This is a genomic window from Streptomyces eurocidicus (assembly GCF_002891295.1).
Lineage (GTDB): Bacteria > Actinomycetota > Actinomycetes > Streptomycetales > Streptomycetaceae > Streptomyces > Streptomyces eurocidicus.
This window is the reverse complement of sequence record NZ_LGUI01000008.1, coordinates 307,218-331,836: the sequence shown is the minus strand read 5'-3', so window position 1 is coordinate 331,836 and position 24,619 is coordinate 307,218. Positions and strand designations below refer to the sequence as shown.

Below are 24,619 nucleotides of genomic sequence, written 5' to 3'. Positions count from 1 at the left end.
CGGCGTACCCACCGGCCCCGGCGCCGCGGGGCCGGCCGGCGGCGCGCGGCCGCGCAGCGGGACTTCACCGCGCCCGCGGCGCAGCGCGGGCTCACGGGCCGGCTCCGTCAGCGCGCGGTCCCACGGCACGTCGGACGTGACCGTGACCGCCGCCGGGTCGAGGTCCGCGGGCGCCGGCATCGCGCTGCCCGGGAGCTGGACCGCCGCCGCGCCGTGGGCGAGGGCGGCGGCCAGGGCCCCGGGGCCGGTGCCGCCGGCGGCGAGGAAGCCGGCCAGGGAGGCGTCGCCCGCACCGACGTTGCTGCGGACGGCGGGCACCCGGGCGGTGCCGAAGTACGTACCGGAGTCGTCGACCAGGAGCTGGCCGTCCGCGCCGAGGCTGGCCAGGACGGAGCGCGCGCCCATCGCGCGCAGCTCCCGCGCGGCCCCGGCGGCGTCGCCGACCGTGGCCAGCGGGCGGCCGACCGCCTGGGCGAGCTCCTCCGCGTTGGGCTTGACCACGTCGGGGCGCTCGCGGAGCGCGGCCGTCAGGGACGGGCCCGAGGTGTCCAGGGCGATCCGCGCGCCGGCGGCGTGGGCGCGGGCCACCAGGTGGCCGTACCACTCGGGCGCGAGGCCGCGCGGCAGGCTGCCGCAGCAGGCGATCCAGTCCGCGCCGGCCGACCTTTCCCGGACGGTGACCAGCAGCGACTCCGCTTCCACGGCGGTCAGTTCAGGGCCCGCCGCGTTCACCTTGGTGAGGGTGCCGTCCGGCTCGGCGACGGCGATGTTGACCCGGGTGGAGCCCGCCACGGGCACGCCCGCGACCTCGATGCCGCGCTCGCCGAGCAGCCGCGCCAGCAGCGCGCCCTCCGGGCCGCCCAGCGGCAGCACGGCGACGGTGCGGCGGCCGGCGGCGGCCACCGCGCGGGAGACGTTGACGCCCTTGCCGCCGGGGTCGACCCGGTCCGTGCCGGCGCGCAGCACGGCGCCGCGCTCCAGCCGCGGCACCTCGTACGTACGGTCCAGGCTGGGGTTGGGGGTGACGGTGAGGATCACGCGCGGACCACCGCCGGGCCCGCGGCCTCGACGGCGCGGGCGTCCTCGGGGGCGAGACCGGTGTCGGTGATCACCAGGTCGATCTCGTCGAGGCCGGCGAAGCGGGCGAAGTGCCGCTGCCCGTACTTGCCGGAGTCGGCGAGGAGGACGACCCGCCGGGCCGCCGCGACGACCGCCCGCTTGACCGCGGCCTCGGCCGGGTCGGGGGTGGTCAGCCCGCCCTCGGGCGAGAAGCCGTTGGTCGCGACGAAGGCGACGTCGGCGTGGATCTCGGCGTACGCGCGCAGGGCCCAGGCGTCGACGGCCGCGCGCGTACGGTGCCGCACCCGGCCGCCGACGAGGTGCAGCGCGATGCCGGGGTGGTCCGCGAGGCGGGCGGCGACGGGCAGGGCGTGGGTGACGACGGTGAGGGAGGAGTCCAGCGGGAGCAGGGCCGCCAGGCGGGCCGCCGTCGTCCCGGCGTCGATGACGACGCTGCCGTCGGGCGGCAGCTCCGCGAGCGCGGCCCGTGCGATGGCGTCCTTCTCGTCCGCCGCCGTCGTCTCGCGCTCGGCGAGGTCCGGCTCGAAGTCGAGCCGGCCGGCGGGGATGGCGCCGCCGTGCACCCGGCGTACGAGGCCGGCCCGGTCGAGGGCCTTGAGGTCGCGGCGGACGGTCTCCGCGGTGACCTGGAACTCCTCGGCGAGGGACGGCACCTCCACCCGGCCGCGCTCACGGGCGAGCCGCAGGATCTCCTGCTGGCGCTCCGGTCCGTACATGGTTCTGTGTCCGTTCGATGCCCGGGTGTGTGGTTGGCGGTCACGTTACCGCCCGTAAGTCTGGAAAGTAAACAGATTCAGGCATCGAACAGACAGAAATGGGCACCGCTGTGCAAAAGAACGCCGGGCGGGCTGGAGGAACCAGCCCGCCCGGCGTCCCGGGAACCGCAGTCCGGAAGCGCGGGGGCGCCGCTACGCCGCCGCCCCCTCCGTCTCCTTGTCCAGGGTCACGGCCGCGGCCGTGACCTCGTCGGCCGGCTTCCGCTTCGGCAGCAGGAACATCAGCACGAACACCACCGCCAGGCCGCCCGCGACCCACCACATCGCGTTGACGAACGCGCTCCCGAAGATGTCCGCGAGCGCCTCGCGCCTCGGGTCGGAGTCGTCGATCACCGAGAAGAAGGCCACGGAGACCAGGCCCAGACCGACCGCGTTGCCGAGCTGCATCGTGGTGTTGATCAGGCCGGACGCGGAGCCCGCGTGCTCACGCGGCACCTCGGAGAGGATGGCGTCGGTGATCGGGGAGACGATCAGGCCCATGCCCGCGCCCATCACGATCAGCGGCAGCGCCATCTGCCAGGAGCCGATGTCGGCGCCGTAGTGGTCGGCCTCCCAGATGTAGGCCAGCACACCGGCGGCCATGATCAGCGCACCGGCCTGGAGCACCTTACGGCCGAAGCGGGGCACCAGCTTCTGCACGGACATGCCGGCGGCCGTCGAGACGGCGATCGAGAACGGTATGCCGGTCAGACCCGCGCGCAGCGCCGACCAGCCGAGGCCGATCTGCATGTACATCGTCCAGACCATGAAGAAGATGCCGGTGGTGACGCCGAAGGCCAGCTGCACGCCGACGCCGCCCGCGAAGCTCTTGACCTTGAACAGCGACAGCTCGACCAGCGGCGAGCCGTCCTTGCGGGTCTTGTGGCGCTCGTACGCGACGAAGGCGAGGAACACCGGCAGCGAGCCCGCCATCGAGACGAAGCCCCACAGCGGCCAGTCGTGCTCGCGGCCCTGGGTGAGCGGGTAGAGCAGCATCAGCAGGCCGACGCTGGCCAGGACCATGCCGACGAGGTCCAGCTTGAGCGCCTGGGGCGCCTTGGACTCGACGATGAAGCGGCGGCCGAGGACCAGACCGGCGATGCCGACCGGGAGGTTGATCAGGAAGATCGGGCGCCACTCCAGGCCGAAGAGGTTCCACTGGGTGAGCAGGGCGCCCAGCAGCGGGCCGGAGACGGCGCCGAGGCCGACGACCGCGCCGAACATGCCGAAGACCTTGCCGCGCTCGTGGGCGGGGAAGGTGACATGGATGATCGACAGCACCTGGGGCACCATCAGCGCGCCCATCAGGCCCTGGAGCACCCGGGCGGCGACCAGCAGCTGCGGGTCGCTGACGATGCCGCAGAGCATCGAGGCGAGCGTGAAGCCCCCGATGCCCAGCAGGAATATCTTCTTCCGGCCGTAGATGTCACCGAGGCGGCCACCCGTGATCAGACCGATGGCGAACGCGAGCGCGTACCCCTCGCTGAGCCACTGCAGGACGCTGAAGGACGCGCCGATGTCGCGCTGGATGCTCGGCATCGCGATGTTGACGATGGTGACGTCGACCAGGTCCATGAAGGACGCCGTCATCACGACCGCCAGCGCCAGCCAGCGGCGGCGGTCGGCGGTCGGCGGGGCGAGTGGTCCGTCGTGCTGTGCGGCGGGTGGCGAAGCGGCGGTCATCGGGCGGTGGCCTTTCCTGGACTTTCGGGTACGTCCCTGACGCTAACCCGCATGTAGGACAGAGCGTGTCCCATATCGCTGACAGGCTGAGAGACATGACCGACACTCCCGCACGGCTGCTGAATCTGCTCTCCCTGCTCCAGACGCCGCGTGAATGGCCGGGCAGCGAGCTGGCGGAGCGGCTCGGCGTCACCACCCGGACGATCCGGCGCGACATCGAGCGCCTGCGGGACCTGGGCTATCCCGTCCAGGCCACGATGGGCGCGATCGGCGGCTACCGGCTGGCGGCGGGCGCGGCCATGCCCCCGCTGGTCCTGGACGACGAGGAGGCCGTGGCCATCGCGGTGGGGCTGCGCGCGGGCGCGGGCCACGCCGTCGAAGGCATCGAGGAGGCGTCGGTGCGCGCCCTCGCCAAGCTGGAACAGGTGCTGCCGTCCCGGCTGCGGCACCGGGTGGCCGCGCTCCAGGCGGCGACGGTCCCGCTCACCCGGGGCGACGGCGCCACCGTCGACCCGCGCACGCTGACGGTGATGGCGGCCGCCGCCACGGGGCAGGAGCGGCTGCGCTTCGCGTACCGCAAGGGGGACGGGACGGAGACACAGCGGCTGGTCGAGCCGCACCGCCTCGTCAGCACCGGGCGCCGCTGGTACCTCGTCGCGTACGACCTCGACCGCGGCGACTGGCGGACCTTCCGGGTGGACCGGGTCAGCGAGCCGTTCGCGACGGGGGCGCGGTTCGTCCAGCGGGAGCTGCCGGCGGCGGACGCGGCGGAGTTCATGAGCCGCTCCCTGGCCCGGCTCCAGCCGACGTACCGGGTGGTGGCGACGCTGGAGGCCCCGGCGTCCTTCGTCGCCGCGCGCCTCCCGCGCGCGATCGGCACCCCGGTGCCGATCGACGACCGGCGTTGCCGGCTGGACATCCCGACGGCGGACTCGCTGGAGTGGGTGGCGTTCCGGCTGGCGCTGCTGGACTGCGAGTTCCGGGTGCACGAGCCGCGCGAGCTGATCGACCATCTGCGTGAACTGGGCGCGCGGGTCAGCCGGGCGGCGGAACCGGCCGAGGACTAGCGGGCCCGGTCCCCGGGGGTGCGCGGGTGATTCCCCGGGCCCGTACGGGACCCGGCCGCCCCCCGTACGGCGGCCCGGCCGGGCCCGCGCCAGGGGCCGCCGCGCGGTGCGGACATGGGAAGGACCCCGACGCGGGGGGGGTGGCGCCGGGGTCCGGTCTATGAGGTTATGCCCTTATGGCCCGCTTCGCAGAACTCACGCCGCCGCGTCGAACCCCGTGTCGTGGGCCATCTTCTTCAGCTCCAGCAGCGCGTGCTTCTCGATCTGCCGGATCCGCTCACGCGTGAGCCCGTGCTGCTTGCCCACCTCCGTGAGCGTGCGCTCACGGCCGTCCTCGATGCCGTAGCGGGCCTTGATGATCGAGGCCGTGCGCTGGTCGAGCCGGCTTATGAGGTCCTCCAGCTCCTCGCTGCGCAGCAGGGCGATCACGGACTGCTCGGGCGACACCGCGGAGGTGTCCTCCAGCAGATCGCCGAACTGGGTGTCGCCCTCGTCGTCCACCGACATGTTCAGGCTGACCGGGTCGCGGGCCCAGTCCAGGACGTCGCCCACACGCTCGGGCGTGGCGCCGAGCTCCGCGGCGATCTCCGTGTGGTCGGGGTCACGGCCGTTCTCCCGGTTGAACTCACGCTGGACGCGCCGGATACGGCCGAGCTCCTCGACGAGGTGGACGGGCAGCCGGATCGTCCGCGACTGGTCCGCGATGGAGCGGGTGATCGCCTGACGGATCCACCACGTGGCGTACGTGGAGAACTTGAAACCCTTGGTGTAGTCGAACTTCTCGACCGCGCGGACCAGGCCGGCGTTGCCCTCCTGGATCAGGTCGAGCAGAGGCAGACCGCTGCGCGGGTAGCGGCGGGCGACGGCGACGACGAGGCGCAGGTTGGACTTGATGAAGACGTCCTTGGCATGCGCGCCGGCGGCGGCTATCGCCTCCAGCTCCGCGCGGGACGCCCCCTGGTGCGGGGAGTCCGCGGCCGCCTTGGCGTTCTTGCCGCCCTTGGCACTCCTGGCCCGCTTGGGCTTCTCGGCATCCTCCGCGGCACCGGCGGCCTCCGCGCGCGCCGGGTCCGCTGCACCTCCTGCGTCCGCTGCGGCCTCGTCGAGGCCGTCGAGCAGCTGCTGGGCGTAGACGCCCGCCTCTATGGTCTGGGACAGCTCGACCTCCTTCGCGGCGTCGAGCAGGGGCGTGCGCGCGATCTCGTCGAGGTACATACCGACCAGGTCGCGGTCGGCGATCTCCCCGCTCGCGGCGCGAACGCTGCTCGTCCCCCCAGCGCCCTTGGCGGCGGTCTGACGACGGGCGACGGCACGGGTTGCCATGCGTGCTCCCTTGCGATGAGTGGGTCGCGGGACGGATGGGGCTCCCAGGGCGGACCCTGTCACGAGTGCCCCGTCCGATGGAAAGAACGACTGGAATCCGGACAGAATTCCCGCGGAACGTCTTATTTTTTGTGATCATGCAGTATCCTGCCCGGCCACAGCGCGGGAAGCGGGTCGCTGGACCCGGTGGAAGCGCAGGTCAGGCCCGCGGTCGGGCCCGCTTCGGCGGCCCGTGCGCGGGCGGGGGTGCCGGGCGCTTCCACCTCTCAAGACGGCGGGGAGGGGTGTGTGGTTGCCCTGGGGGGGCCGGAAGGGGGGTTCTCCGGGGGGCCGGGTTCTCCGGGGGGTGCCGGGTTCCCGGGGGCGTGCCGGGTTCTCCGGGGGCGTGCGCGGGAGCGGGCGCCTGCGGCGGGCTTGTTCCCCAGCCCCGCCCCTTCCCGTAACCGGGGCTCCGCCCCGGACCCCGGTCCTCAATCTCCCCCAGCTACCGCTGGGAGGTGCCCCCAGACGGGCTGAGTTGTTGCCCGGAACCGGGCTGGGAGGTTGTTGCCCGGAACCGGGCGGAAAGTCGAGCTCGGACCGGGCGAAAATCCAGCCCGGCCGGCGATTGAGGCCACCGCGCGTCAGCGCGGAACGGGGCCCGGGGGCTTGCCCCCGGTTCCGGGAAGGGGCGGGTAGGGGAACAAGCCCCGCGCAGCGGCACCACCCCGCCGCACCCGGCCCCACCACCGCCACCCGAACCCGGCACCACCGTCGTCACCCCAATGATCGAGTTGCCCCCGCCCACCCACAGGTGTGCCCTGAGGAGACGAGACACCCCGAGAGGAGCCCGCCATGCCGACCCACTCGCTCACGCCCGGGCACCACCACGACGCCCCCGGCCCGGTCGCCCGCGGCACCCGCCTCCCGCACGCCCGCAGGGAAGGCCGCTGGACCCGGAACGTCCCCGTCGTCGGCGGCATCGTCCTCGGGCTGTACGCCACGTACCTCGCGAGCCAGAACGGGTTCTCCACGCTCGGGTACTGGATGATGGGGCTCGCCGTCGCCGTCGTCTCCATGGGCCTCGGCTACGTCCTCATCCGCGAGCGCGGCCGGATGATCACCGAAGTGCGCGCGGCCGCCTTCGGCACGCTCTTCGGCTGTTCCATGGGCTTCCTGCACAGCCTCGGCGGCGGCACGGTGCTCCGCGCCTCGCAGATCGGCCTGCTGGCCGGCCTGGGGATGGGCCTGGCCTCGTACTACGTCTTCTACTGGCACGAACACTGAGCCCCGGAACGGCCCGGACCGAACCTGACAGGGTCCTCGGATGTAGGTCCAGAGACCGTTCCGCGCCCCTTACCGTCGCCCCTAGCGTGGGGGCATGGCCGACACCGGAACGCTCGACGAAGCCCTCGAACGCCTGCACACGACCGGTCCGGAGCTCGGCGGTTGGCTGAGCAACCACGGGCCGATGGCCGTCGAGGCACTGGTCCGGCACGGGCACGCGGTCACCGTGCACCCCTGGCTGGACGCCTACCGCACCCGGCTCGACGAACTGCCCGCCGCCCGCTACCCCGTCACCGGAGCCAACTGGCGGGAGGCGCTCGGCGACCCCCGCCGCGCGGGCGACTGGATCGCCCACTTCACCCGGCTGCTCGCCGAGCGCCCCTGGCGCGACGTGCTCGCCGTGTGGTGGCCCCGGCTACTGCCCGGCATCACGGCCGCCGCCACCCACCCGGTGATCCGCGTCGGCCACGCCGTACGCACCCTGCTCGCCGGGACCTCCCCCACCGGGCCGCGCGTGGCCGAGCTCGGCCACGCGCTCGGCTACTGGGCGGCCCGCCACCAGCCGCTGCCCGTACCCCTCCGCCTCGGGGCTCCCGGCACCTCCGGGACCGCCGGCCCGGCCGAGGCGCTGGCCGCCGTCCCCCTCGTACCGGATCAGCGCGGCGGCATCCTCGACCGCCTCGCGCAGCTTCCCTCGACCCCCGGCTGGCCCGCCGGGGCGGCCACCCTGCGCCCGGCCGCCGGGCCCGACGAGGCGCGGGAGCTGCTCGCCGGACTGGTCCGGGAGGCGACGGTGCGGTACGCGGCCTACGGGCACGGGAGCCCGGTCATGCTGGTGCACGCCGCGACCGCGCCGAGCGCCGTCCTGCGCACCCTGCCCGCGCTGCCCCGCGAGCTGTGGGCGGCGAGCCTGGCCGCCGCGTGGGAGGCGAGCGCGGCGGTGACCACGGCCTACTCCCCCGCCGAGCCCGCCCCGGTCACGGCTCCCGGCACCGCGGTCACCGCGGTCACCGCGGTCACCGCCGAGGAGGTCTTCGCGCGGGCCGCCGCGCACGGCGACGCGCACACGATCAAGTTCACGGACACGGCGCTGGACGTCGCGGCGGCCGAACCGGAACGGGCGCCACTGGTCTGGGCGGCCGCGGCCGTGAGCCGCGAACTGATCGCCCCGTCCTGATGCGGCGGGCCCCGGCCCCGCCGCCCCCGGCCTCAGCCGAACTGCACCGACCGCTTCGCCAGGCCCATCCAGAAGCCGTCGATGACGCTGCGCTGGCTGTCCAGCTCGTCCTCGGCGGCGCCCATCGTGACGAACAGCGGCGCGAAGTGCTCGGTGCGCGGGTGGGCCAGCCGGCCCGCCGGGGACTTCCGCTCGAAGTCCAGCAGCGCGTCGACGTCCCGCGCGTCGAGCGCCTCGCGCCCCCACGCGTCGAACTCCGCCGACCAGCCCGGCGGCGTGGGCCCGGTGTGCCGGAGCGCGGCCAGGTTGTGGGTGAAGAAGCCGCTGCCGACGATCAGCACGCCCTCGTCGCGCAGCGGCGCCAGTCGGCGGCCTGTCTCCATCAGCCGCCGCGGGTCCAGGGTGGGCATGGACACCTGGAGGACGGGCACGTCCGCCGCCGGGAACATCTCGACCAGCGGTACGTACGCGCCGTGGTCGAGCCCCCGGTCCGGGATGTCCTGGACGGGCGTCCCGGGCGCGCGCAGCGCCTTGCGCACCTTCTCGGCGAGCCCGGGGGCGCCGGGCGCCTCGTACCGGACCCGGTAGTAGTGCTCCGGGAAGCCCCAGAAGTCGTGGACCAGCGGCACGGTCTCCGTGGCGCCGAGGGCGAGCGGGGCCTCCTCCCAGTGGGCGGAGATCATCAGGATCGCCTTCGGGCGCGGCAGGCCGGCGGCCCAGGCGGCGAGCTGGCCGGGCCACAGCGCGTCGTCCGCGAGCGGCGGGGCGCCGTGGGAGAGATAGAGCGCGGGCATCCGCCCGGCGGCCGGGGTTGCGTCGACCTGCATGAGCCCTCCAGGCTGGAGACAAATGCTTGAACTCTCAAGCGTCTTGGTTTGAGCTTAACCCTGCTTTATTTAAACTTCAAGGAACAAGCATCAACAGGAAGCCGGTGGGTGAAACAGTGGATGTCATGACCGAACGACGCGTAACGGACGCAGCGGACACGGCGCCGGAGCGGACCCCGGCGGCCACCGCGGCCCCGGCGGCCGGGGAACCGCGCTGGCTCGGCGCGGAGGAGCAGCGCACCTGGCAGGCGTTCCTGAACGCCACCGCACTCCTGGAGGACCATCTCGACCGGCAGCTCCAGCGCGACGCCGGCATGCCGCACATCTACTACGGGCTGCTCGTCCACCTCTCCGAGGCGCCCCGGCGGCGGCTGCGGATGACCGAGCTCGCCCACGACGCCAAGATCACCCGGTCCCGGCTCTCGCACGCGGTCGCCCGCCTGGAGAAGTACGGCTGGGTCCGGCGCGAGGAGTGTCCCTCCGACAAGCGTGGGCAACTGGCCGTCCTTACGGACGACGGTTTCGAGATGCTGCGGAGGTCGGCGCCCGGCCATGTGTCCGCGGTCCGGGGCGCCATCTTCGACCGGCTCACCCCGGAACAGGTCGACCAGCTCGGTGACATCTGCCGGACCATCGCGAACGGCCTCCAGCCGGCGTCGGGAGCGGACCTGCCCTGGCTGCGGTGAGGAGCGGGCGGCCCACATCCGCCCCGCGCGGGCATGCGTAAGGCCCTCCGCCCATGGGCGGAGGGCCTTACATGTGACGGGTCGCCGTCGGGCGTCAGTGCACCATGACCGGCACGGAGTCGGCGGCCTCGACGCCCTCGCCGTCACCGGACGCGACGGTGTGCCCGCCCTGGTGACCGGTGTTGATGGCGAGGAAGGCGATCAGCGCGGACAGCGCCAGGATGCCGACGGCCCACCAGATGGCGGTGGAGTAGCCGTGCACCATGGACTGGAGCTTGAGCAGCTCCACGGACTTGGCGCCCGCCACGTGGGACGTGGCGTAGGCCGTGGTGGCGCTGGCGGCGATGGTGTTGAGGAGGGCGGTGCCGATCGCGCCGCCGACCTGCTGCGAGGTGTTCACCATCGCGGAGGCGACACCGGCGTCGCGCGGCTGGATGCCGTGCGTGGCCAGGCTCATGGCCGGCATGAAGGCCGTGCCCATGCCGAGGCCCATCACGACCAGGCCGGGCAGGATGCCGGTGACGTACGAGGTGCCCAGGTCGATCTGCGTGAGCAGCAGCATGCCGACGCCCGCGAGCAGGAAGCCCGGACCCATCAGCCAGCGCGGCGCGACCCGGGTCATCAGGCGGGCGCCGATCTGCGTCGAACCGGCGATCATCGTGGCGATCATCGGAAGGAAGGCGAGACCGGTGGTGACCGGCTTGTACCCCTTGACCACCTGGAGGTAGTAGGTGAGGAAGAGGAAGAGGCCGAACATCGCGATGGCGGCGAGGCCGAGCGAGAGGTAGACACCGGCGCGGTTGCGCTCGGTGAGGACGCGCAGCGGCAGCAGCGGGGCCTTCACCCTGTACTCGACGACGACGAAGGCGGCGAGGAGCACGACGGCCGCGACGAACATCGCGATGGTGCTGCCGGAGGTCCAGCCGTCCGACTCGGCGCGGGTGAAGCCGTAGACCAGCGAGACCAGTCCGAGCGTGGACAGGACGACGCCGGGGATGTCGAGCTTCGAGGGGTTGCGGCTGCCGGCGGGCTCGTGGATCACGGCGATGGCACCGGCCGCGGCGACGACGGCGAAGGGGATGTTCACGAAGAACGTCCAGCGCCAGTTCAGGTACTCGGTGAACACGCCGCCGAGGATGAGGCCGACGCCACCACCGGCACCGGCGATGGCACCGAAGACGCCGAACGCCTTGGCGCGCTCCTGGGCCTCGGTGAACATCACCGAGAGCAGCGACAGCGCGGCCGGCGCGAGCAGCGCGCCGAAGACGCCCTGGAGCGCGCGGGCGCCCAGCAGCATCCCGAGGTTGACCGCGGCGCCACCGAGCGCGGAGGCGACCGCGAAGCCGATCAGACCGATGACGAAGGTCTTCTTACGGCCCCACAGGTCGGCCAGCCGGCCACCGAAGAGCAGCAGACCACCGAAGGCGAGGGCGTAGGCGGTGATGACCCACTGGCGGTTGCCGTCCGAGATCCCGAGGTCGGTCTGGGCGGAGGGCAGCGCGATGTTCACGATGGTCGCGTCGAGGACGACCATCAGCTGGGCCAGGGCGATGAATATCAGCGCTTTCCAGCGCCTGGGGTCGGGAGTGGTGGTTTCTGGCATGGGAGTGCCTACCTCAGTGGTGCGTCGGTGGGAGCGTGGGCGGAAAGTGGGGGGTTACGAAGTTCGTGGGGCGCGTCGTGGGGCGCGGGTCAGCCGGGACACTCGGTGCGGCGCAGGTCCTCCAGGGTGACCGCGCAGCCGGGGAGCTCGGAACGGGCCGGGGCCATCAGCCCGTCGAGGAACAGCTGAAGGTGCCGGTGCGCGAAGCGGTCGAACATCGAGCTGGCGCAGCTTCCGGGCAGCGGCCTCGTCAACTGGGCGATGGCGACCATCAGATCACCGACGTCGACGCCCTCGCGCAGCTGGCCGGAGACCCGGGCCGCGGCCATCAGCTCCTCGACCCCGCGGTCGACGCGCTCGCGCGCCACCATGTGGTCGGGGTGGTTCGGGTCGATGCCCTCCTGGACCATCGCGCACAGCGCGCCCACCCGTTCGTCGACCGCGGCGTGGGCGAAACGCCTCAGCGCTCGGAAAGCATCGGGCTCCTCAGCTCTTGCTGCCTCCGCCTGGTCCGCGACACGGGTCAGTACGGAGAGGGTGACGTGGTGGATCAGCTCGGAGCGATCCGCGAAGTGCCGGTACAGCGTGGCATTACCGACCCCGGCCCGTCGAGCGATTTCATCGAGCGAGCCCTCGACCCCGTGTTCGACGAACGCCTCGCGGGCCGCCGAGACGATCCGCTCCCGGTTGCGAAGGGCGTCCGCGCGGAGGCGGGGCTGCTGGGCGGTTGCCATGTGGTGGCACTCCTTCCTGGTCTGGAACTGGTCTGGAACTGGCTTGGAACTGGTCTGACTGGTGCGTACGGGCGGGCGGTGACGCCCGTGAGTGCCGCGGCGTAAGCGGGGAGCGATTCCCCGTTTCGCCCGGCGAGGGGTTAAACGGGGAGGGGCTCCCCGTTTATTTCCCCGATTTCGCCCGGATCTCCGTGACGCGCGTCACACCCCCGACGGGGGCGCCCCGACCCCCATCTGCCACGGCCAGAGGGCGCGCGGCCGCGTCGCGGCACAGGGTGATCGGACAGAGCGGTCTTCCGTCGTACGCGGCTGGAGGTGGGCGGCATGCGGTTCCTGGCTCTCCTGGTCACGGCCTTCACCACGCTCGCCCTGACCTCGCCCGCGGCCTCGCGCGCCGAGCCGGTCGCCGAGCCGGAGCCCGCCGGGGAGCCGGTCACCCGGGAGACCGACGGCCGGCGGCCGTCCGGCCCGTGCGCGCTGCACGGCATCGACGACAGCGTCTCCGAGGCCGCCGACACCCCGCCCGGCTTCGCCCCCTCGAACGGCACCGTCCGGGCGCTCACCGTCTTCGTCGACTTCCCCGACGCGCCGGCCGAAGGCACCCCGCAGGAGCGGTACGCGGAGTTCTTCCCGGCCGTCGCGGACTACTACCGGGCGTCCTCGTACGGGCGGCTCGACTACCGCTCCACCCCGGTGTCGCGCTGGATCCGGATGTCCCGCCCGTACGCGGCGTACGGCATCGAGCGCGGCACCCCCTTCGAACGCGGCTACCGGGCCCTCTCGAAGGAGATCGTCACGGCGGTCGACGACACGGTGGACTTCCGCCGCTTCGACCTGGTCAATGTGCTGGTCACGCCGAACGCGGGCCCGCCCGCCACCGAGGACGTGCGGTCCGTGACCTTCGCGGGCGCGCCCACCGGGCTCACCACCGGCGACGGTGTGCCGTTCAAGAACGTCTCGTTCATCTGGAGCCGGCAGACCGGGAACAGCCCCTTCCGGGTGCTCAACCACGAGAACGCGCACACCTTCGGCCTCCCCGACCTCTACTACACCCGTGGCGGCAGCGGCCTGCTGAAGACCCCGGTGGGCCACTGGGACCTCATGGACGAGGACTGGGGCCCGTCCGACGACTTCCTCGCCTGGCACAAGTGGAAGCTGGGCTGGCTGGCCCCGGAACAGGTGGAGTGCGTGCCGGCCCCCGGCCGGCGCACGGTGACGCTGACGCCCGCCTCGGTCCCGGGCGGCACCAAGCTGACGGTCGTACCGCTCTCCCGGACGCGCGCCGTCACCGTGGAGGCCCGCGAGCGCGGCCCCCTCGACCACACGGTCTGCCGTCCCGGGGTGCTCGTCACCACGCTCGCCACGGACGTCCCCTCGGGCGCCGGGCCCGTCCACGTCTCGGACGCGACACCGGGCAGCGACGGCTGCTGGACGACCGACCCGAATGTGAACCCGCAGCTGAGCGACGCGCCTTACGCGGTGGGGGAACGCTTCTCGTCGGGCGGCGTGCGCGTCACGGTGACGGGCCGGGACGCGGACGGCAACTGGCAGGTCACGGTGGAGCGGCGCCGCCCGCCCTCGTCCCGGCTCAGCCGTCCTGCCAGTGGCGCCGCCCCAGGCTGATCAGCCGCAGCTGCCGGCGCGCGGTGTCGGCGATGCGCCGCCGCTCCCCGGCGTCGGCCGCCTCGATGAACGCGGACGCGGTCATCACCAGGTGGTCGACGTAGAGCCCCGCGAGCATGCGGACGTCCCCGGCGCTCCACCCCGCCGAGAGCTCCTGCGCGGCGAGGGCCTCGGCGACCTCGTCCCCGAACCGGTCCAGCTCGGCCCCGATGGCCTCCCGGACGGCGCGCACCCCGCCGTGCCGCTCCCGCGCGATGAACCGTACGTGCGCCGGGTGCAGGGCCACGTGCTCCGCCACGGCGTCGACGCTGCCGTCGATGACCTCCTCGGCCTCCGACTGCTCCGCGAGCACGGCCCGCACCACGACGTGCAGGCTGCCCAGCGACTCCTCCACCAGGGCCACCCCGAGGTCGGCCATGTCCCGGAAATGGCGGTAGAACGCGGCGGGCGCCACCCCCACGACCCGGGTCACCTCCCGCAGCCCCAGGCTGCTGAGGCTCTGCTCCTCCAGCAGCCGCAGCCCGGCGTCGAGGAGTGCCTGCCGGGTCTTCAGCTTCTGGGCCTGCCGGACGCCGAGGGTGTTGCTGCTCATGGAGTCAGTAAACAACTGTTTGCCGGACGGAGCCAGGAGGGGGTACGCTCGAACCGACTTCAGTGAACAACTGTCACTACAACTGTTCACCGAGAAAGGAAGCGTGATGATCTTCCTCGTCGCAGCCCTCCTCGTCCTGGGGGTCCTGGTGGGAGCCGCGGCACACACCCCGCTCCCGGTCCTCCTCCCGGCGGCCGGGGCCATCGCCCTCTGGCTGCTGGCCTTCTCGGTCCGCGAACACCTGAGGGAGCGCTGACATGACGACCACGACGACGGACCACACCACTCCCGCGCGGACCGCCCCCGAGGAGACCCCCGGGGCGACCGCCGACCGGAACATGATCGAGGCCGCCGACCGGGACCCCCGGGAGCCCGCCGGCCGGGGTCCCCGGCGCTCGGACGCGGACTCGATGGCGGTCTGGTCGTTCGTCCTGGGCCTGGTCGGCCTGCTGGTCTTCAACCTGGTCCTGGGCCCGGTCGCCCTGACCCTGGCGACCCTGGCCCTCCGCCGGAACACCACCCGCCGGGGCCGCGCCGCCCTGGGCCTGACCCTGGGCGCGGCGGACCTGATCGTCCTCGCGGCCCTGACGGCGACGGACCACACCCTCTCCTGGTCCCTCGCCACCTGACCCTCCGCCCCCACCACCCGCTACACTGACGGCGGCCCTGCCTCGCCTCCGTAGCTCAGGGGATAGAGCACCGCTCTCCTAAAGCGGGTGTCGGCAGTTCGAATCTGCCCGGGGGCACCGTGAAGGCCGAAGGCCCTTCCGTCGTTCATGACGGGAGGGCCTCCGGTTTTTCGGGCTCCGTTCGGCGGGACTACGGAGGGTCAGACGACCAGCGGCAGGTAACGCTGGAGGTCGCCGCCGTTGCAGGCGCGGAGTACCACCGCGTTGGCGGTGCCGTTGTCCTGGATACAGCCCTGCGGGAATTTACGGCTCTGGAAGGACGAGCCCGAGTCCTTGATGTCGTAATTCCAGTACTGCGACTGGAGATTGCTGTTGCAGCTCTCCAGCGTGATCTCCTTGTTGATGCCCTTGGCCGTGAAGCACATGTTCGCGTGCCGCTTGCTCGCCACCTGGTAGCCGGGGTGCTTTCCGGTGACGAGACGGAACTCCTGGTCCATGGTCCCGTCGGGGCTGTACGACCTGGCGTGCGTGCCGCCGTACGCGTCGAGGTTGCGGTCCGTGCTGAAATTCTGGAACGTGTACCAGACGTCACCGGGATCGGCCGGGTGGCCGGCCGCGGTGGCGGTTCCGGAGGCCAGCAGGCCCCCGCCGAGCAGGGCGGCCGCGGTCACGGCGACGGCGGCGTTCCTGATCCTGGTCATGTTGCCTTCCTTTCCGACGGCTTCACGGTCGCCCGGGGTATTCCACCGGGCAACTTCCCGAGGCACTCGCCTCGTTCGAGAAACCTACGGGCGGCACGCCGGGAAGACAGCGGTGTTTCGCGTCAGTGAATTTCCTTGAAAACCGGGCGTTCCGCGCGGCCGCATTCCCGTGCGAAACGCCTTTCGGCAAGCCTGTGCGGCGGCCAGTCCGACACTGGCCGTAAACCTTCACCGGGCGGGCCGGCCGGCGGCTGCGATTTCGCAGGACGCATAGCCCGGGCAAAGGAACGCGCCATGGCCGGATGCCCGGCGGACCGGACGCGGAGCGCGAGCTTCCGGCCAGGCCCGGCGGACCGCCCCTCGTACGTCCCGGCTCGAACCCGGCCCCGGCCCGGCACCGCACGGCGGCGGTCCCCGGGGAAGGCGTCCACACGGCCCACGCCGGGCCACGCCGAGAAGATCCATCCAGGCGGATTACGCCTACTAATGTGACTAAAGTCGACTCATGACCGCTGGTTTTCGGGGCCAGTGCGTGGTTTTTCCGGGACCCCTCAGGTCTCGGGGGGAGGACATGTATCCGCATGAGTCGTCGCTCCAACGGACTGATAGGCATCTGGGCCGAGGCGCAGCGCCAGCAGCAGCGCCAGCGGGAGGCCGAACACCGGGAGCGGACGCAGGCCCAGCGTGAGCAGGAGCGGCAACAGCGCGCGCACGAGCGGGAGGCCGCCCGGCTCGACCGCGAGCAGCGCGCGGCCTACCGGCAGCGGCGGGAGGCCGGGGCGCGGCGCCGCACCGAGGAGCTCGACGCGCGGGTCGCGGAGTTGACGGGTGTTCTGCTCACGGGCTGCGGAGAACCCGCCTTCACGGCGGCGGCGCTGCGCCGGTCCGAGGAGGTCGAGCCGTTCCAGCCGGGCCACCTCGCCCGCCCCGTACCCATGCCCGACCCCGCCCTCTACCGCTTCGCCCGGCCGCAGTTCGAGCAGGACTGGCACACGGCCCAGCTCGCCGAGGCACAGCGTCAGCAGCAGCTGGCCGCCTACCGGCAGCAGTACGAGCAGTGGGCCGCCGACCGGCTCGCCGAGACCCGGGCGCACAACGCGGGCGTCGAGGAGATGACCGCGGCGCTGCGCCGCCGCGACCCCGACGCCGTCGTCGAGTACTTCTCCGCCGCGCTCTACGCCTCCGCCGCCTGGCCCGAGGAGTTCCCGCACCAGCTCTCCGCCGCCTACGACCCGGGCGCCCGGCAGCTCGTGCTGACCTGGGAGCTGCCGGGGTACGACCTCGTGCCCGCCGCGAAGTCCGTGCGCTACATGCCCACCGCCGACCAGGACAAGGAGACCGCCCGGCCGGTGGCGCAGCGGCGGGCGATCCACCGCGACGTACTGGCCCAGTCCGTGCTGCTGGTCCTGCGCGAGCTCTTCGCCGCCGACGAGTTCGGCGCGCTGGAGTCGGTCTCGGTCAACGGCTTCGTCGACGACCACGACCCGGCCACGGGCCGCCGCGCCGAGATCGTTCTCGCCGCGGTCGCGGTCTCGCGGCCCGTCTTCGAGGGGCTGCGGCTGGAGCAGGTCAGCGCCGTGGACTGCCTGACCGACGGGCTGGGCGGGCAGTTGTCGGCCCGCCCCGACCAGCTCACGGCGGTGCGGCCCGGCCGGATGCCCGACGAGGTCGGGCAGGGCGTCGTCTCGCACGGCGGGGGCGAGGACCCGGACCTCTACGCCATGGACCCCATCGAGTTCGAACAGCTCGTCGCCCAGCTGTTCCGGGCCCGGGGCATGCGCGCGGTGATGACGCAGCGGTCCAACGACGGCGGCGTGGACGTCGAGGCCCTGGACCCGGACCCGATCAGCGGCGGCCGGATCATCGTCCAGGTGAAGCGCTACCGCAAGACGGTGCCGCCGACCGCGGTGCGGGACCTGTACGGGACGGTGCAGGGCGCCGGTGCGAACAAGGGCGTCCTGGTGACGACGTCGGGCTTCGGCCCCGGTTCGTACGCCTTCGCCAACGGCAAGCCGCTGACCCTGGTGTCCGGCGAGGAGCTGGTGGGGCTGCTGGGGCGGCACGGGCTGCGTGGGCGGCTGGGCGACACCAGCGCGACGCCGCCGCGGCGGGGGGCCTCGGCGGGTGCGGGCACGGACGCGGGCGCGGGCGGTACGGGTACGGGCGCCGGGACCGGTGGCCCGGAGGGCGGCGCGGCGCCGGACCCCGCCGCCGCGCACAACGTCCTCGGCATGTCCTGGAGCGGCGGCGTCGCCCTCGACATCTGCGCCCTCGTCTGCCGGGGCACCCAGGTGCTCAGCGACGACCACTTCGTCTTCTACAACAATCCGGCCACCCCGGACGGCTCCGTCCGCAGCGTCCCGCCGGCCGCCGAGGACAAGGCCGCGGTCCGGGTGTCCTTCGACACGCTGCCGGCCACCGCCGACCGGCTCGTCCTCGTCGCGGCCGTGGACCCGCAGGTGGACCCGAGGGCCGATCTGACGGGGTTCACGGACGCCCGGATCCGGCTGTGCGACGCGTCGGGGGCCGAGCTCGGGCAGCTGGAGGTCTCCGACGGACGCCCCGGGGAGACGGCCCTGGTCCTGGGCTCCTTCCGACGGCGCGCCAACGGCGACTGGGACTTCGTGCTGGGCGGGCAGGGGTATGGGGGCGGGCTGGAGGCGCTGGTGCGGGAGTTTGGGATCGAGGTGGCGTAGGGGGGGGTGGGGGGTGCCGCTGCGCGGGGCTTTTCCCCAGCCCCGCCCCTTCCCGCTGCATCCGATGTGCGGCTCCGCCGCGTGCGGGGCTCCGCCCCGGACCCCGGTCCTCAAGCGCCGGACGGGCTGATTTTCAGCCCGTCTGGGGGCACCTCCCAGCGGTAGCTGGGGGAGTTTGAGGACATTCGGGAAGGGGCGGGTAGGGGAAAAGGCCCGCCGCAGGCGCGCCCCACCCCTCCGCCCCCCCCCACTTATCCACATCACCCATCCGTGTCAGCCGATCCTCGTAGACTTTCCGAATGGCCGACCCCACTGAGACCGCCTGCCCCACAAACCCCGGCACAGACCCCAGCGAGGCCCTGAGCTGCCTGCGGCGCGTCTTCGGTTACGACGCGTTCCGGGGCGAGCAGGAAACGATCATCGAGCGCGTCGTCGCCGGCGGCGACGCGCTCGTCCTGATGCCGACCGGTGGCGGCAAGTCGCTCTGCTACCAGATCCCGGCGCTCGTCCGGCCGGGCGTCGGCGTCGTGATCTCTCCCCTGATCGCCCTCATGCAGGACCAGGTCGACGCCCTGCGGGCGCTCGGGGTCCGGGCCGGGTTCCTGAACTCCACGCAGGACCTCGACGAGCGGCGGATGGTCGAGGCCGAGTTCCTGGCGGGTGAGCTCGACCTGCTCTACCTGGCCCCGGAGCGGCTGCGCGTGGAGTCGACGCTGCGGCTGCTCGACCGCGGCAAGATCGCGCTGTTCGCCATCGACGAGGCGCACTGCGTGGCCCAGTGGGGCCACGACTTCCGGCCCGACTACCTGGCCCTCTCCCAGCTGCACGAGCGCTGGCCGGACGTGCCGCGCATCGCGCTGACCGCGACCGCCACGGAGGCCACCCACGGCGAGATCGCGGCGCGGCTGAACCTTACGGACGCCCGGCACTTCGTCGCGAGCTTCGACCGCCCGAACATCCAGTACCGGATCGTGCCGAAGAACGACCCGAAGAAGCAGCTCCTGGAGCTGCTGCACACCGAGCACTCCGGTGACGCGGGCGTCGTCTACTGCCTGTCCCGCAGGGGCGTGGAGGACACGGCCGGCTTCCTCGTGGCCAACGGCATCGACGCCGTGCCGTACCACGCGGGCCTGGACGCGGCGACGCGCGCCGCGAACCAGTCGCGCTTCCTGCGGGAGGACGGCGTGGTCGTGGTGGCCACGATCGCCTTCGGCATGGGCATCGACAAGCCGGACGTCCGCTTCGTCGCCCACCTCGACCTCCCCAAGTCCGTCGAGGGCTACTACCAGGAGACCGGCCGCGCCGGGCGCGACGGCCAGCCGTCCACGGCCTGGCTGGCCTACGGACTCCAGGACGTCGTCCAGCAGCGCAAGATGATCGACGGCTCGGAGGGCGACGACGCCCACCGCCGCAAGCTCGGCGCGCACCTCGACGCGATGCTGGCGCTGTGCGAGACGGTCGAGTGCCGGCGGGTGCGCCTGCTCGCGTACTTCGGGCAGGCGAGCGGCCCCTGCGGCAATTGCGACACCTGCCTGACGCCCGCCGAGACCTGGGACGGCACGATCGCCGCCCAGAAGTTCCTCTCGGCCGTGCTGCGGCTGGCCCGGGAGCGGCGGCAGAAGTTCGGCGCGGGGCAGATCATCGACATCCTGCTGGGCAAGAAGACCGCCAAGGTCATCCAGCACGACCACGACGGCCTGACCGTCTTCGGCATCGGCACCGAGCTGAGCGTCGCGGAGTGGCGGGGCGTGGTGCGGCAGCTGCTGGCCCAGGGCCTGCTCGCCGTCGAGGGCGACTACGGCACGCTGGTCCTCACCGACACCAGCGCGGAGGTGCTGGGCAGACAGCGCGAGGTGCTGCTGCGGCGCGAGCCCGAGAAGCCGGCCCGCGCCGCGAAGAGCTCGTCCCGGTCCGGCGGCTCCGGCAAGCGGGCCGCGCCCGTGGACCTGCCCGCCGAGGCGGTGCCGGTCTTCGAGGCGCTGCGGGCGTGGCGGGCGGCGACGGCGAAGGAGCTGGGGGTGCCCGCGTACGTGATCTTCCACGACGCGACGCTCCGGGAGATCGCCACGGTCTCGCCGTCGTCGCTGGACGAGCTGGCGGGGGTCAGCGGCGTGGGCGAGAGCAAGCTCGCGAAGCACGGCGAGGCGATCCTGGGGCTGCTGGGGGTGCCCGCCGCGTAGCGGGTGGCCCTGGCGGGCGGCCTTTTCCCCACCCCGCCCCTTCCCGTAACCGGGGGCGAGCCCCCGGGCCCCCTTTCCGCGCTCCGCGCGGTGTCCTCAAGCGCCGGACGGGCTGATTTCAGCCCGTCCGGCGCCCCGGACCGAGGTCCGGGGCGGAGCCCCCCTACGCCCAGTCCACCGGCTCGATGCGCCGCTGCGCCGCCAGCGCCGCCGCCGCGAACCGCGGGTCCGGCCGCAGCGCGTGCTCCCTCGCGCACGCCTCCGTGAACTTCAGTACGTGCTCGTCCCCGTGCTCCACCGCCCGCGCGGCGAGCTCCCCGAAGGACGGCAGCTCCGTCTCCGCGGCCTCGCGCGCCGCCACCGCCTCGCCGCCCCGGTCCGCCGTGAAGGCCAGCAGGAACGCCGCGTGCACCTGCCAGAGCGCGGCCACCGTCGGCTCGTGGAGCTCCACCGGCAGGTGGGGCAGGACGAGGCGCGCCGCGGCGGGTGCCGTGACGCCGTGCACGAGGGGGATCGGGAAGACCTCGGGGTGGCCCAGATAGACCCCGGCGAACTCCGTGGTCATCTCACTGAGCACCCACTCCGCGCGGCCCGGGGCGAGGGCGTCGAGCGCCTCGGACCAGCCTGCGAGCTCGTCGGGGCGGGCGAGGCGGCGGGCCGTCATGGCCCGGTCCCGCTCGCCCGGGAACGGGGTGCGCGGCAGCGCGGCGACCGCGCCGGCCAGGTCCAGGCCGCCGCGCATCCGCACCTGGCCGGGGAGGTGGGCGAAGCGGGCCGCCCAGTAGGCGAGGCCCCGGGACAGCTCCGTGAGCTGGTGTGGCGTGGGCACCGGGGCGGCGGCGAGGGAGCGGACCGCGTGGGCGGTGCGGATCAGGCCGTGCGTCAGGCCGGCCAGCAGACCGGGCAGCAGCCGGGGCCACCAGCGCGCGACGACGCCGCGCCAGGCTTCGTCCGCGAGTTCGCGGGCGAAGAGCTGCTCCCAGTCGCCGGCCCGGGAGAAGTCGCCGAGGGCCGGCCGCCAGGACGTCTCGTCGGCCGGGTCGAGCGGGAAGCTCCGCGCGGGCACCTCGTGGTGGGGCATGGCCGTGCGGTAGCCCTCGACCCACGCGGCGACCTCGTCGCCGTGGCCGAGCACGGCCAGGGCCTCGGCGCCCATGGGGCCGTGGTTGGCGAGGTCGGCGCCGGCCCCGCGCTCGTAGCCGAGGTCGGTCATGCGCTCCAGCGCGTCGTTGAGCGCGTCCTGGTATCCGATGACGGGCATGGCGGTACTCCCCCTCCGTACGGGTCCGGACGGGCGGCGGGGCGTGACGGACCCGACGCGCTCTGTTCGGCTTCCCGAATAGTTTGGTTTTCCGAAGCGTCTACACTCGCAGTATGCCGCACGACCCCGCAGCCGCGGAACGCCCCCCGTCATCCCCGGAAGACCCCGCGACCGCGGCCGGTCCGGCCGCCGGGCCCCGCGCGCCCCGGGTCCCCACCGCGCGGGAGATCGAGGCGATCGGCCTCGTCCCCCTGCTGGCCCCCTACCTCAAGCAGGCCCGCGGCCAGATGCCCGACGAACTGCGGACGGCCTTCGAGGCCCACAGCCTCACGCCCCGGCACGGCGCGGTCCTCCCGCAGCTGCTCGCCGAACAGCCCCTGGCCGTCGGCGAGCTGGCGCAGCGGCTGCGGCTCTCGCTGTCGACCACCAGCGAGCTCGTCGGCGCCCTGAGCCGGGCCGGGCTGGTCGAGCGCCGCGAGGACCCGGCGAACCGGCGGCGCACCCTGGTCGCCATCCCGGCGGACCGGCTGTCCGTCGTCCAGGAGTTCATCGCCGCGCGCTCGCAGCCGTTGCTGCGCGCGCTCGACAGCCTGTCGCCCCGGGACCGCGCGGGGTTCATCGCGGGGCTGACGGCGTGGGCGCGGGAGGTTCAAGCCCAGGACGGGGCGACTGCCGCACGCCGGTGAGGTGGGCGTAGACGACGACGTTGCCCAGATAGGCGTGGGCCTCCTCGTCGAAGCCGCCGCCGCAGGTGATCACCCTCAGCTCGGCGCGTGCGGCGTGCCCGTAGACCTTCCGCGAGGGGAAGTCCTTGCGGCTGTAGACCTCGATCGCGTCGATGGTGAAGACGGCCGTGCGGCCGTCCGCGCGCGGCACCTCGACCGTGTAACCCTTCTTCAGGGCGCCGAGGTTGTAGAAGACGGCGGGTCCGGTGGCCGTGTCGACGTGCCCGGCGACGATCGCGGTGCCGGTGGAGCCGGGCGGGACCCCGTCCGCGTACCAGCCCGCGAGGTTCCGGTCGTCCTCGGGCGGGCTGGAGAGGCTGCCGTCGCGGAGCAGGGCCAGGGGGTGCATCGGGGCGTCGACCCGGATGGACGGGATCCGGATCCCGATGGGCTGAGCCGGGGGCAGCGGCGGCGCCTCCGCCGCGTGGCCGGGGCGGCGGGGCCGGGCCGGCCGGTCGCGAACGCCTCGGCGGGCGAGGGCTGCGGCGGCGGGCCCTGGGCGCCGGCGCCGTGCTGTATCAGCCAGCTCCCGACGCACAGCGCGACCGCGAGGACGACGGCGACGACGGTCTTCTGCCGGGACTCCTCGGCGCAGCGGGCCCGGTGGCCGGAGCCGTAGGCGGGGGCCGCGGCTCGCCGCGCGGGCGCGCGCCCGCGGGACGGCCCGTGCCGGGCCCGGGGTCCGGGGCGTCCGGCCGTACGGGCCGGCATCGCGGCCGCCGTACGGGCCGGAGCCCCGCGCCCGCCGCTCCCCGTACGGGCGGTCGTCCCACGGCCCGTGCCCGTGCCCGTGCCTCCGGCTGGTACCCCACGGCTCGTACGCGCCGGCGCCCCACGTCCGTACGCCGTGGAGGTGCCACGCCCGGCGCCGGAGGGCGACGCGCGCCCCGATCCGGCGGAGGGGCCCCGGCGGGGCCTCCTCCCGCGCGCCGACGTCGCGCTCGGTCGGCGCGGGGCGCGGGCCGGGCCCGCGGCGGGCCCGGGAGCACACCCTTCCCGGCGCCCGGCCGCACCGGCAGCCCCGTCCGGCCGCGCCACGCCCTTGGCCGCGCCGCCACGCGACCGCGCGGCCCCACGCCCACCGGACGGCTCACCTCGCCGGACCGGCTCAGACCCACCAACCGCACCGGACCCACCACCCCGCGCTTCAGCGGCCCCACGCCCACCGGGCGACCCGCCCCGCCGGACCGGCCCGGACCCACCAGCCGCACCGGGCCCACCACCCCGCACTTCAGCGACCCCGGCCGCGCCGCCCGGCGACCGCGCCGCCTCACGCCCACCGGACGACTCACCCCGCCGGACCGGCCCGGACCCACCAACCGCACCCGACCCACCACCCCGCACTTCAGCCGCCCCGGCCGCACCACCCCGCGACGCCGCCCCACGCCCACCAGACGACTCACCCCGCCCGACCGGCCCGGACCCACCAGCCGCACCGGACCCACCACCCCGCACTTCAGCCGCCCCGGCCGCACCATCCCGCGACCGCGCCGCCCCACGCCCACCGGACGACCCGCCCCGCCCGACCGGCCCAGATCCACCAACCGCACCGGACACACCAGCGGCCCCGTGCCCACCAGACGGCTCGCCCCGCCCGACCTTCCCGGACCCACCAACCGCACCGGACCCACCACCCCGCGGCTCCGCAGCCCTGCGTCCACCGGACAGCCCGCCCCGCCGCGCCGCCCACTCCCACCAGCCACCCCGCCCGCGCCCCACCACCCTCACCGCCCCGCCGCCCGCCGCCCACGCGCACCGGCCGCACCGGCCGCACTGCCCGCACCGCCCGCCCGCGCCGCCTCCCCTTCGCCCCCGCCACCCCGTCCCGCGCCGCACCCGCCCCCGCTCCTCCGTCGCCACCCCCGGCGGCACCGCCCGTCTCCGGGACTCGCGCGCGCGGCGTTGCCGGGCCCGCTTGCGGGTCCGTCGGGCGCCGTGCTTCTGGGACATCGGGATCCTCCACCGCGCCCCCGGTCCCCGGGCGTTCGCGCGCGGGGACCGGGGAGGGAGC

At 73.9% G+C, this 24,619-nt stretch carries 19 protein-coding genes, 1 tRNA gene and 2 pseudogenes; 11 read left to right on the top strand and 11 right to left on the bottom strand.

The window, feature by feature from the left end; translation table 11 throughout:
- Window positions 1-150: 150 nt before the first annotated feature.
- From pfkB to AF335_RS23515, 3 genes and pseudogenes are all read right to left on the bottom strand, one after another.
- A pseudogene (pfkB, locus tag AF335_RS35895) lies at window positions 151-1,038 on the bottom strand (1-phosphofructokinase); the annotation flags it as partial.
- Complete coding sequence (locus AF335_RS23520; protein ID WP_102920408.1) at window positions 1,035-1,796, bottom strand: DeoR/GlpR family DNA-binding transcription regulator; 762 nt, start codon at window positions 1,794-1,796, stop codon at window positions 1,035-1,037. The gene AF335_RS23520 and the pseudogene pfkB, both read right to left, overlap by 4 nt.
- Before the next feature lie 192 nt (window positions 1,797-1,988).
- A complete protein-coding gene (locus tag AF335_RS23515; RefSeq protein WP_102920407.1) occupies window positions 1,989-3,518 on the bottom strand; it encodes an MFS transporter in 1,530 nt (509 codons plus the stop codon).
- A gap of 95 nt (window positions 3,519-3,613) precedes the next feature.
- Here AF335_RS23515 and AF335_RS23510 point away from each other — a divergent pair, with 95 nt between their 5' ends.
- Entirely contained in the window at window positions 3,614-4,585 is a 972-nt protein-coding gene (locus AF335_RS23510; protein WP_102920406.1) for a helix-turn-helix transcriptional regulator, read from the top strand.
- A gap of 195 nt (window positions 4,586-4,780) precedes the next feature.
- Here AF335_RS23510 and AF335_RS23505 read toward each other — a convergent pair whose 3' ends face one another.
- Window positions 4,781-5,908 (bottom strand): sigma-70 family RNA polymerase sigma factor, encoded by a 1,128-nt coding sequence (locus tag AF335_RS23505; protein ID WP_102920405.1) that lies wholly within the window; start codon window positions 5,906-5,908, stop codon window positions 4,781-4,783.
- An 834-nt stretch (window positions 5,909-6,742) separates the two neighbouring features.
- Between AF335_RS23505 and AF335_RS23500 the strand changes: the two genes are divergently transcribed.
- Window positions 6,743-7,174, top strand: a complete 432-nt coding sequence (locus tag AF335_RS23500; RefSeq protein WP_102920404.1) for a hypothetical protein — start codon at window positions 6,743-6,745, stop codon at window positions 7,172-7,174.
- 94 nt (window positions 7,175-7,268) lie between these two features.
- Window positions 7,269-8,351 carry a questin oxidase family protein gene (locus tag AF335_RS23495; RefSeq protein ID WP_102920403.1) on the top strand — a complete coding sequence of 361 codons (1,083 nt, stop codon included), beginning with the start codon at window positions 7,269-7,271 and terminating at the stop codon, window positions 8,349-8,351.
- Between the two features lie 32 nt (window positions 8,352-8,383).
- Here the strand turns inward: AF335_RS23495 and AF335_RS23490 are convergent, their stop codons facing one another.
- Window positions 8,384-9,178, bottom strand: a complete 795-nt coding sequence (locus tag AF335_RS23490; protein ID WP_102920402.1) for a dioxygenase family protein — start codon at window positions 9,176-9,178, stop codon at window positions 8,384-8,386.
- 125 nt (window positions 9,179-9,303) lie between these two features.
- Here AF335_RS23490 and AF335_RS23485 point away from each other — a divergent pair, with 125 nt between their 5' ends.
- Window positions 9,304-9,864: a MarR family winged helix-turn-helix transcriptional regulator gene (locus tag AF335_RS23485; protein ID WP_102920512.1), complete on the top strand. Its 561-nt coding sequence runs from the start codon at window positions 9,304-9,306 to the stop codon at window positions 9,862-9,864.
- 94 nt (window positions 9,865-9,958) lie between these two features.
- Here AF335_RS23485 and AF335_RS23480 read toward each other — a convergent pair whose 3' ends face one another.
- Both AF335_RS23480 and AF335_RS23475 read right to left on the bottom strand, forming a co-directional pair.
- Window positions 9,959-11,467: an MFS transporter gene (locus AF335_RS23480; protein WP_102920401.1), complete on the bottom strand. Its 1,509-nt coding sequence runs from the start codon at window positions 11,465-11,467 to the stop codon at window positions 9,959-9,961.
- A gap of 89 nt (window positions 11,468-11,556) precedes the next feature.
- On the bottom strand, window positions 11,557-12,201 hold the full coding sequence (locus tag AF335_RS23475; protein WP_102920400.1) for a TetR/AcrR family transcriptional regulator: 645 nt from the start codon (window positions 12,199-12,201) through the stop codon (window positions 11,557-11,559).
- Window positions 12,202-12,525: 324 nt separating this feature from the next.
- Here AF335_RS23475 and AF335_RS23470 point away from each other — a divergent pair, with 324 nt between their 5' ends.
- Window positions 12,526-13,824: a M6 family metalloprotease domain-containing protein gene (locus AF335_RS23470; RefSeq protein WP_102920399.1), complete on the top strand. Its 1,299-nt coding sequence runs from the start codon at window positions 12,526-12,528 to the stop codon at window positions 13,822-13,824.
- Here the strand turns inward: AF335_RS23470 and AF335_RS23465 are convergent.
- The gene (locus AF335_RS23465) at window positions 13,790-14,416 is read right to left on the bottom strand and encodes a TetR family transcriptional regulator (protein WP_102920398.1); all 627 of its coding nucleotides are present in this window, start codon (window positions 14,414-14,416) and stop codon (window positions 13,790-13,792) included. The two genes, AF335_RS23470 and AF335_RS23465, sit on opposite strands and share 35 nt — an antisense overlap.
- Window positions 14,417-14,522: 106 nt before the next feature.
- On the opposite strand from AF335_RS23465, the gene AF335_RS34795 reads away from it, so the two are divergent.
- The 3 genes from AF335_RS34795 (at window position 14,523) to AF335_RS23455 (ending at window position 15,162) form a co-directional block, all read left to right on the top strand.
- Window positions 14,523-14,672: a hypothetical protein gene (locus AF335_RS34795; protein ID WP_170127789.1), complete on the top strand. Its 150-nt coding sequence runs from the start codon at window positions 14,523-14,525 to the stop codon at window positions 14,670-14,672.
- 1 nt (window position 14,673) lies between these two features.
- Window positions 14,674-15,045, top strand: coding sequence for a DUF4190 domain-containing protein (locus AF335_RS23460; protein ID WP_376697817.1), 372 nt, complete (start codon window positions 14,674-14,676; stop codon window positions 15,043-15,045).
- Window positions 15,046-15,089: 44 nt separating this feature from the next.
- Window positions 15,090-15,162: transfer RNA gene (locus AF335_RS23455), tRNA-Arg, on the top strand.
- Window positions 15,163-15,245: 83 nt separating this feature from the next.
- Here AF335_RS23455 and AF335_RS23450 read toward each other — a convergent pair.
- The gene (locus tag AF335_RS23450) at window positions 15,246-15,746 is read right to left on the bottom strand and encodes an RICIN domain-containing protein (RefSeq protein WP_102920397.1); all 501 of its coding nucleotides are present in this window, start codon (window positions 15,744-15,746) and stop codon (window positions 15,246-15,248) included.
- A 581-nt stretch (window positions 15,747-16,327) separates the two neighbouring features.
- On the opposite strand from AF335_RS23450, the gene AF335_RS23445 reads away from it, so the two are divergent.
- Both AF335_RS23445 and recQ read left to right on the top strand, forming a co-directional pair.
- The gene (locus AF335_RS23445; protein WP_184743474.1) at window positions 16,328-18,442 is read left to right on the top strand and encodes a restriction endonuclease; all 2,115 of its coding nucleotides are present in this window, start codon (window positions 16,328-16,330) and stop codon (window positions 18,440-18,442) included.
- A 299-nt stretch (window positions 18,443-18,741) separates the two neighbouring features.
- On the top strand, window positions 18,742-20,622 hold the full coding sequence (gene recQ, locus AF335_RS23440) for a DNA helicase RecQ (RefSeq protein WP_102920396.1): 1,881 nt from the start codon (window positions 18,742-18,744) through the stop codon (window positions 20,620-20,622).
- A gap of 163 nt (window positions 20,623-20,785) precedes the next feature.
- Here recQ and AF335_RS23435 read toward each other — a convergent pair whose 3' ends face one another.
- On the bottom strand, window positions 20,786-21,883 hold the full coding sequence (locus tag AF335_RS23435) for a questin oxidase family protein (RefSeq protein ID WP_102920395.1): 1,098 nt from the start codon (window positions 21,881-21,883) through the stop codon (window positions 20,786-20,788).
- A gap of 113 nt (window positions 21,884-21,996) precedes the next feature.
- On the opposite strand from AF335_RS23435, the gene AF335_RS23430 reads away from it, so the two are divergent.
- Window positions 21,997-22,569: a MarR family winged helix-turn-helix transcriptional regulator gene (locus AF335_RS23430; protein WP_102920394.1), complete on the top strand. Its 573-nt coding sequence runs from the start codon at window positions 21,997-21,999 to the stop codon at window positions 22,567-22,569.
- On the opposite strand, the pseudogene AF335_RS23425 reads toward AF335_RS23430, so the two are convergent.
- Window positions 22,499-23,319: pseudogene (locus AF335_RS23425) on the bottom strand (class F sortase). The gene AF335_RS23430 and the pseudogene AF335_RS23425 overlap by 71 nt on opposite strands.
- Window positions 23,320-24,619: the final 1,300 nt, after the last annotated feature.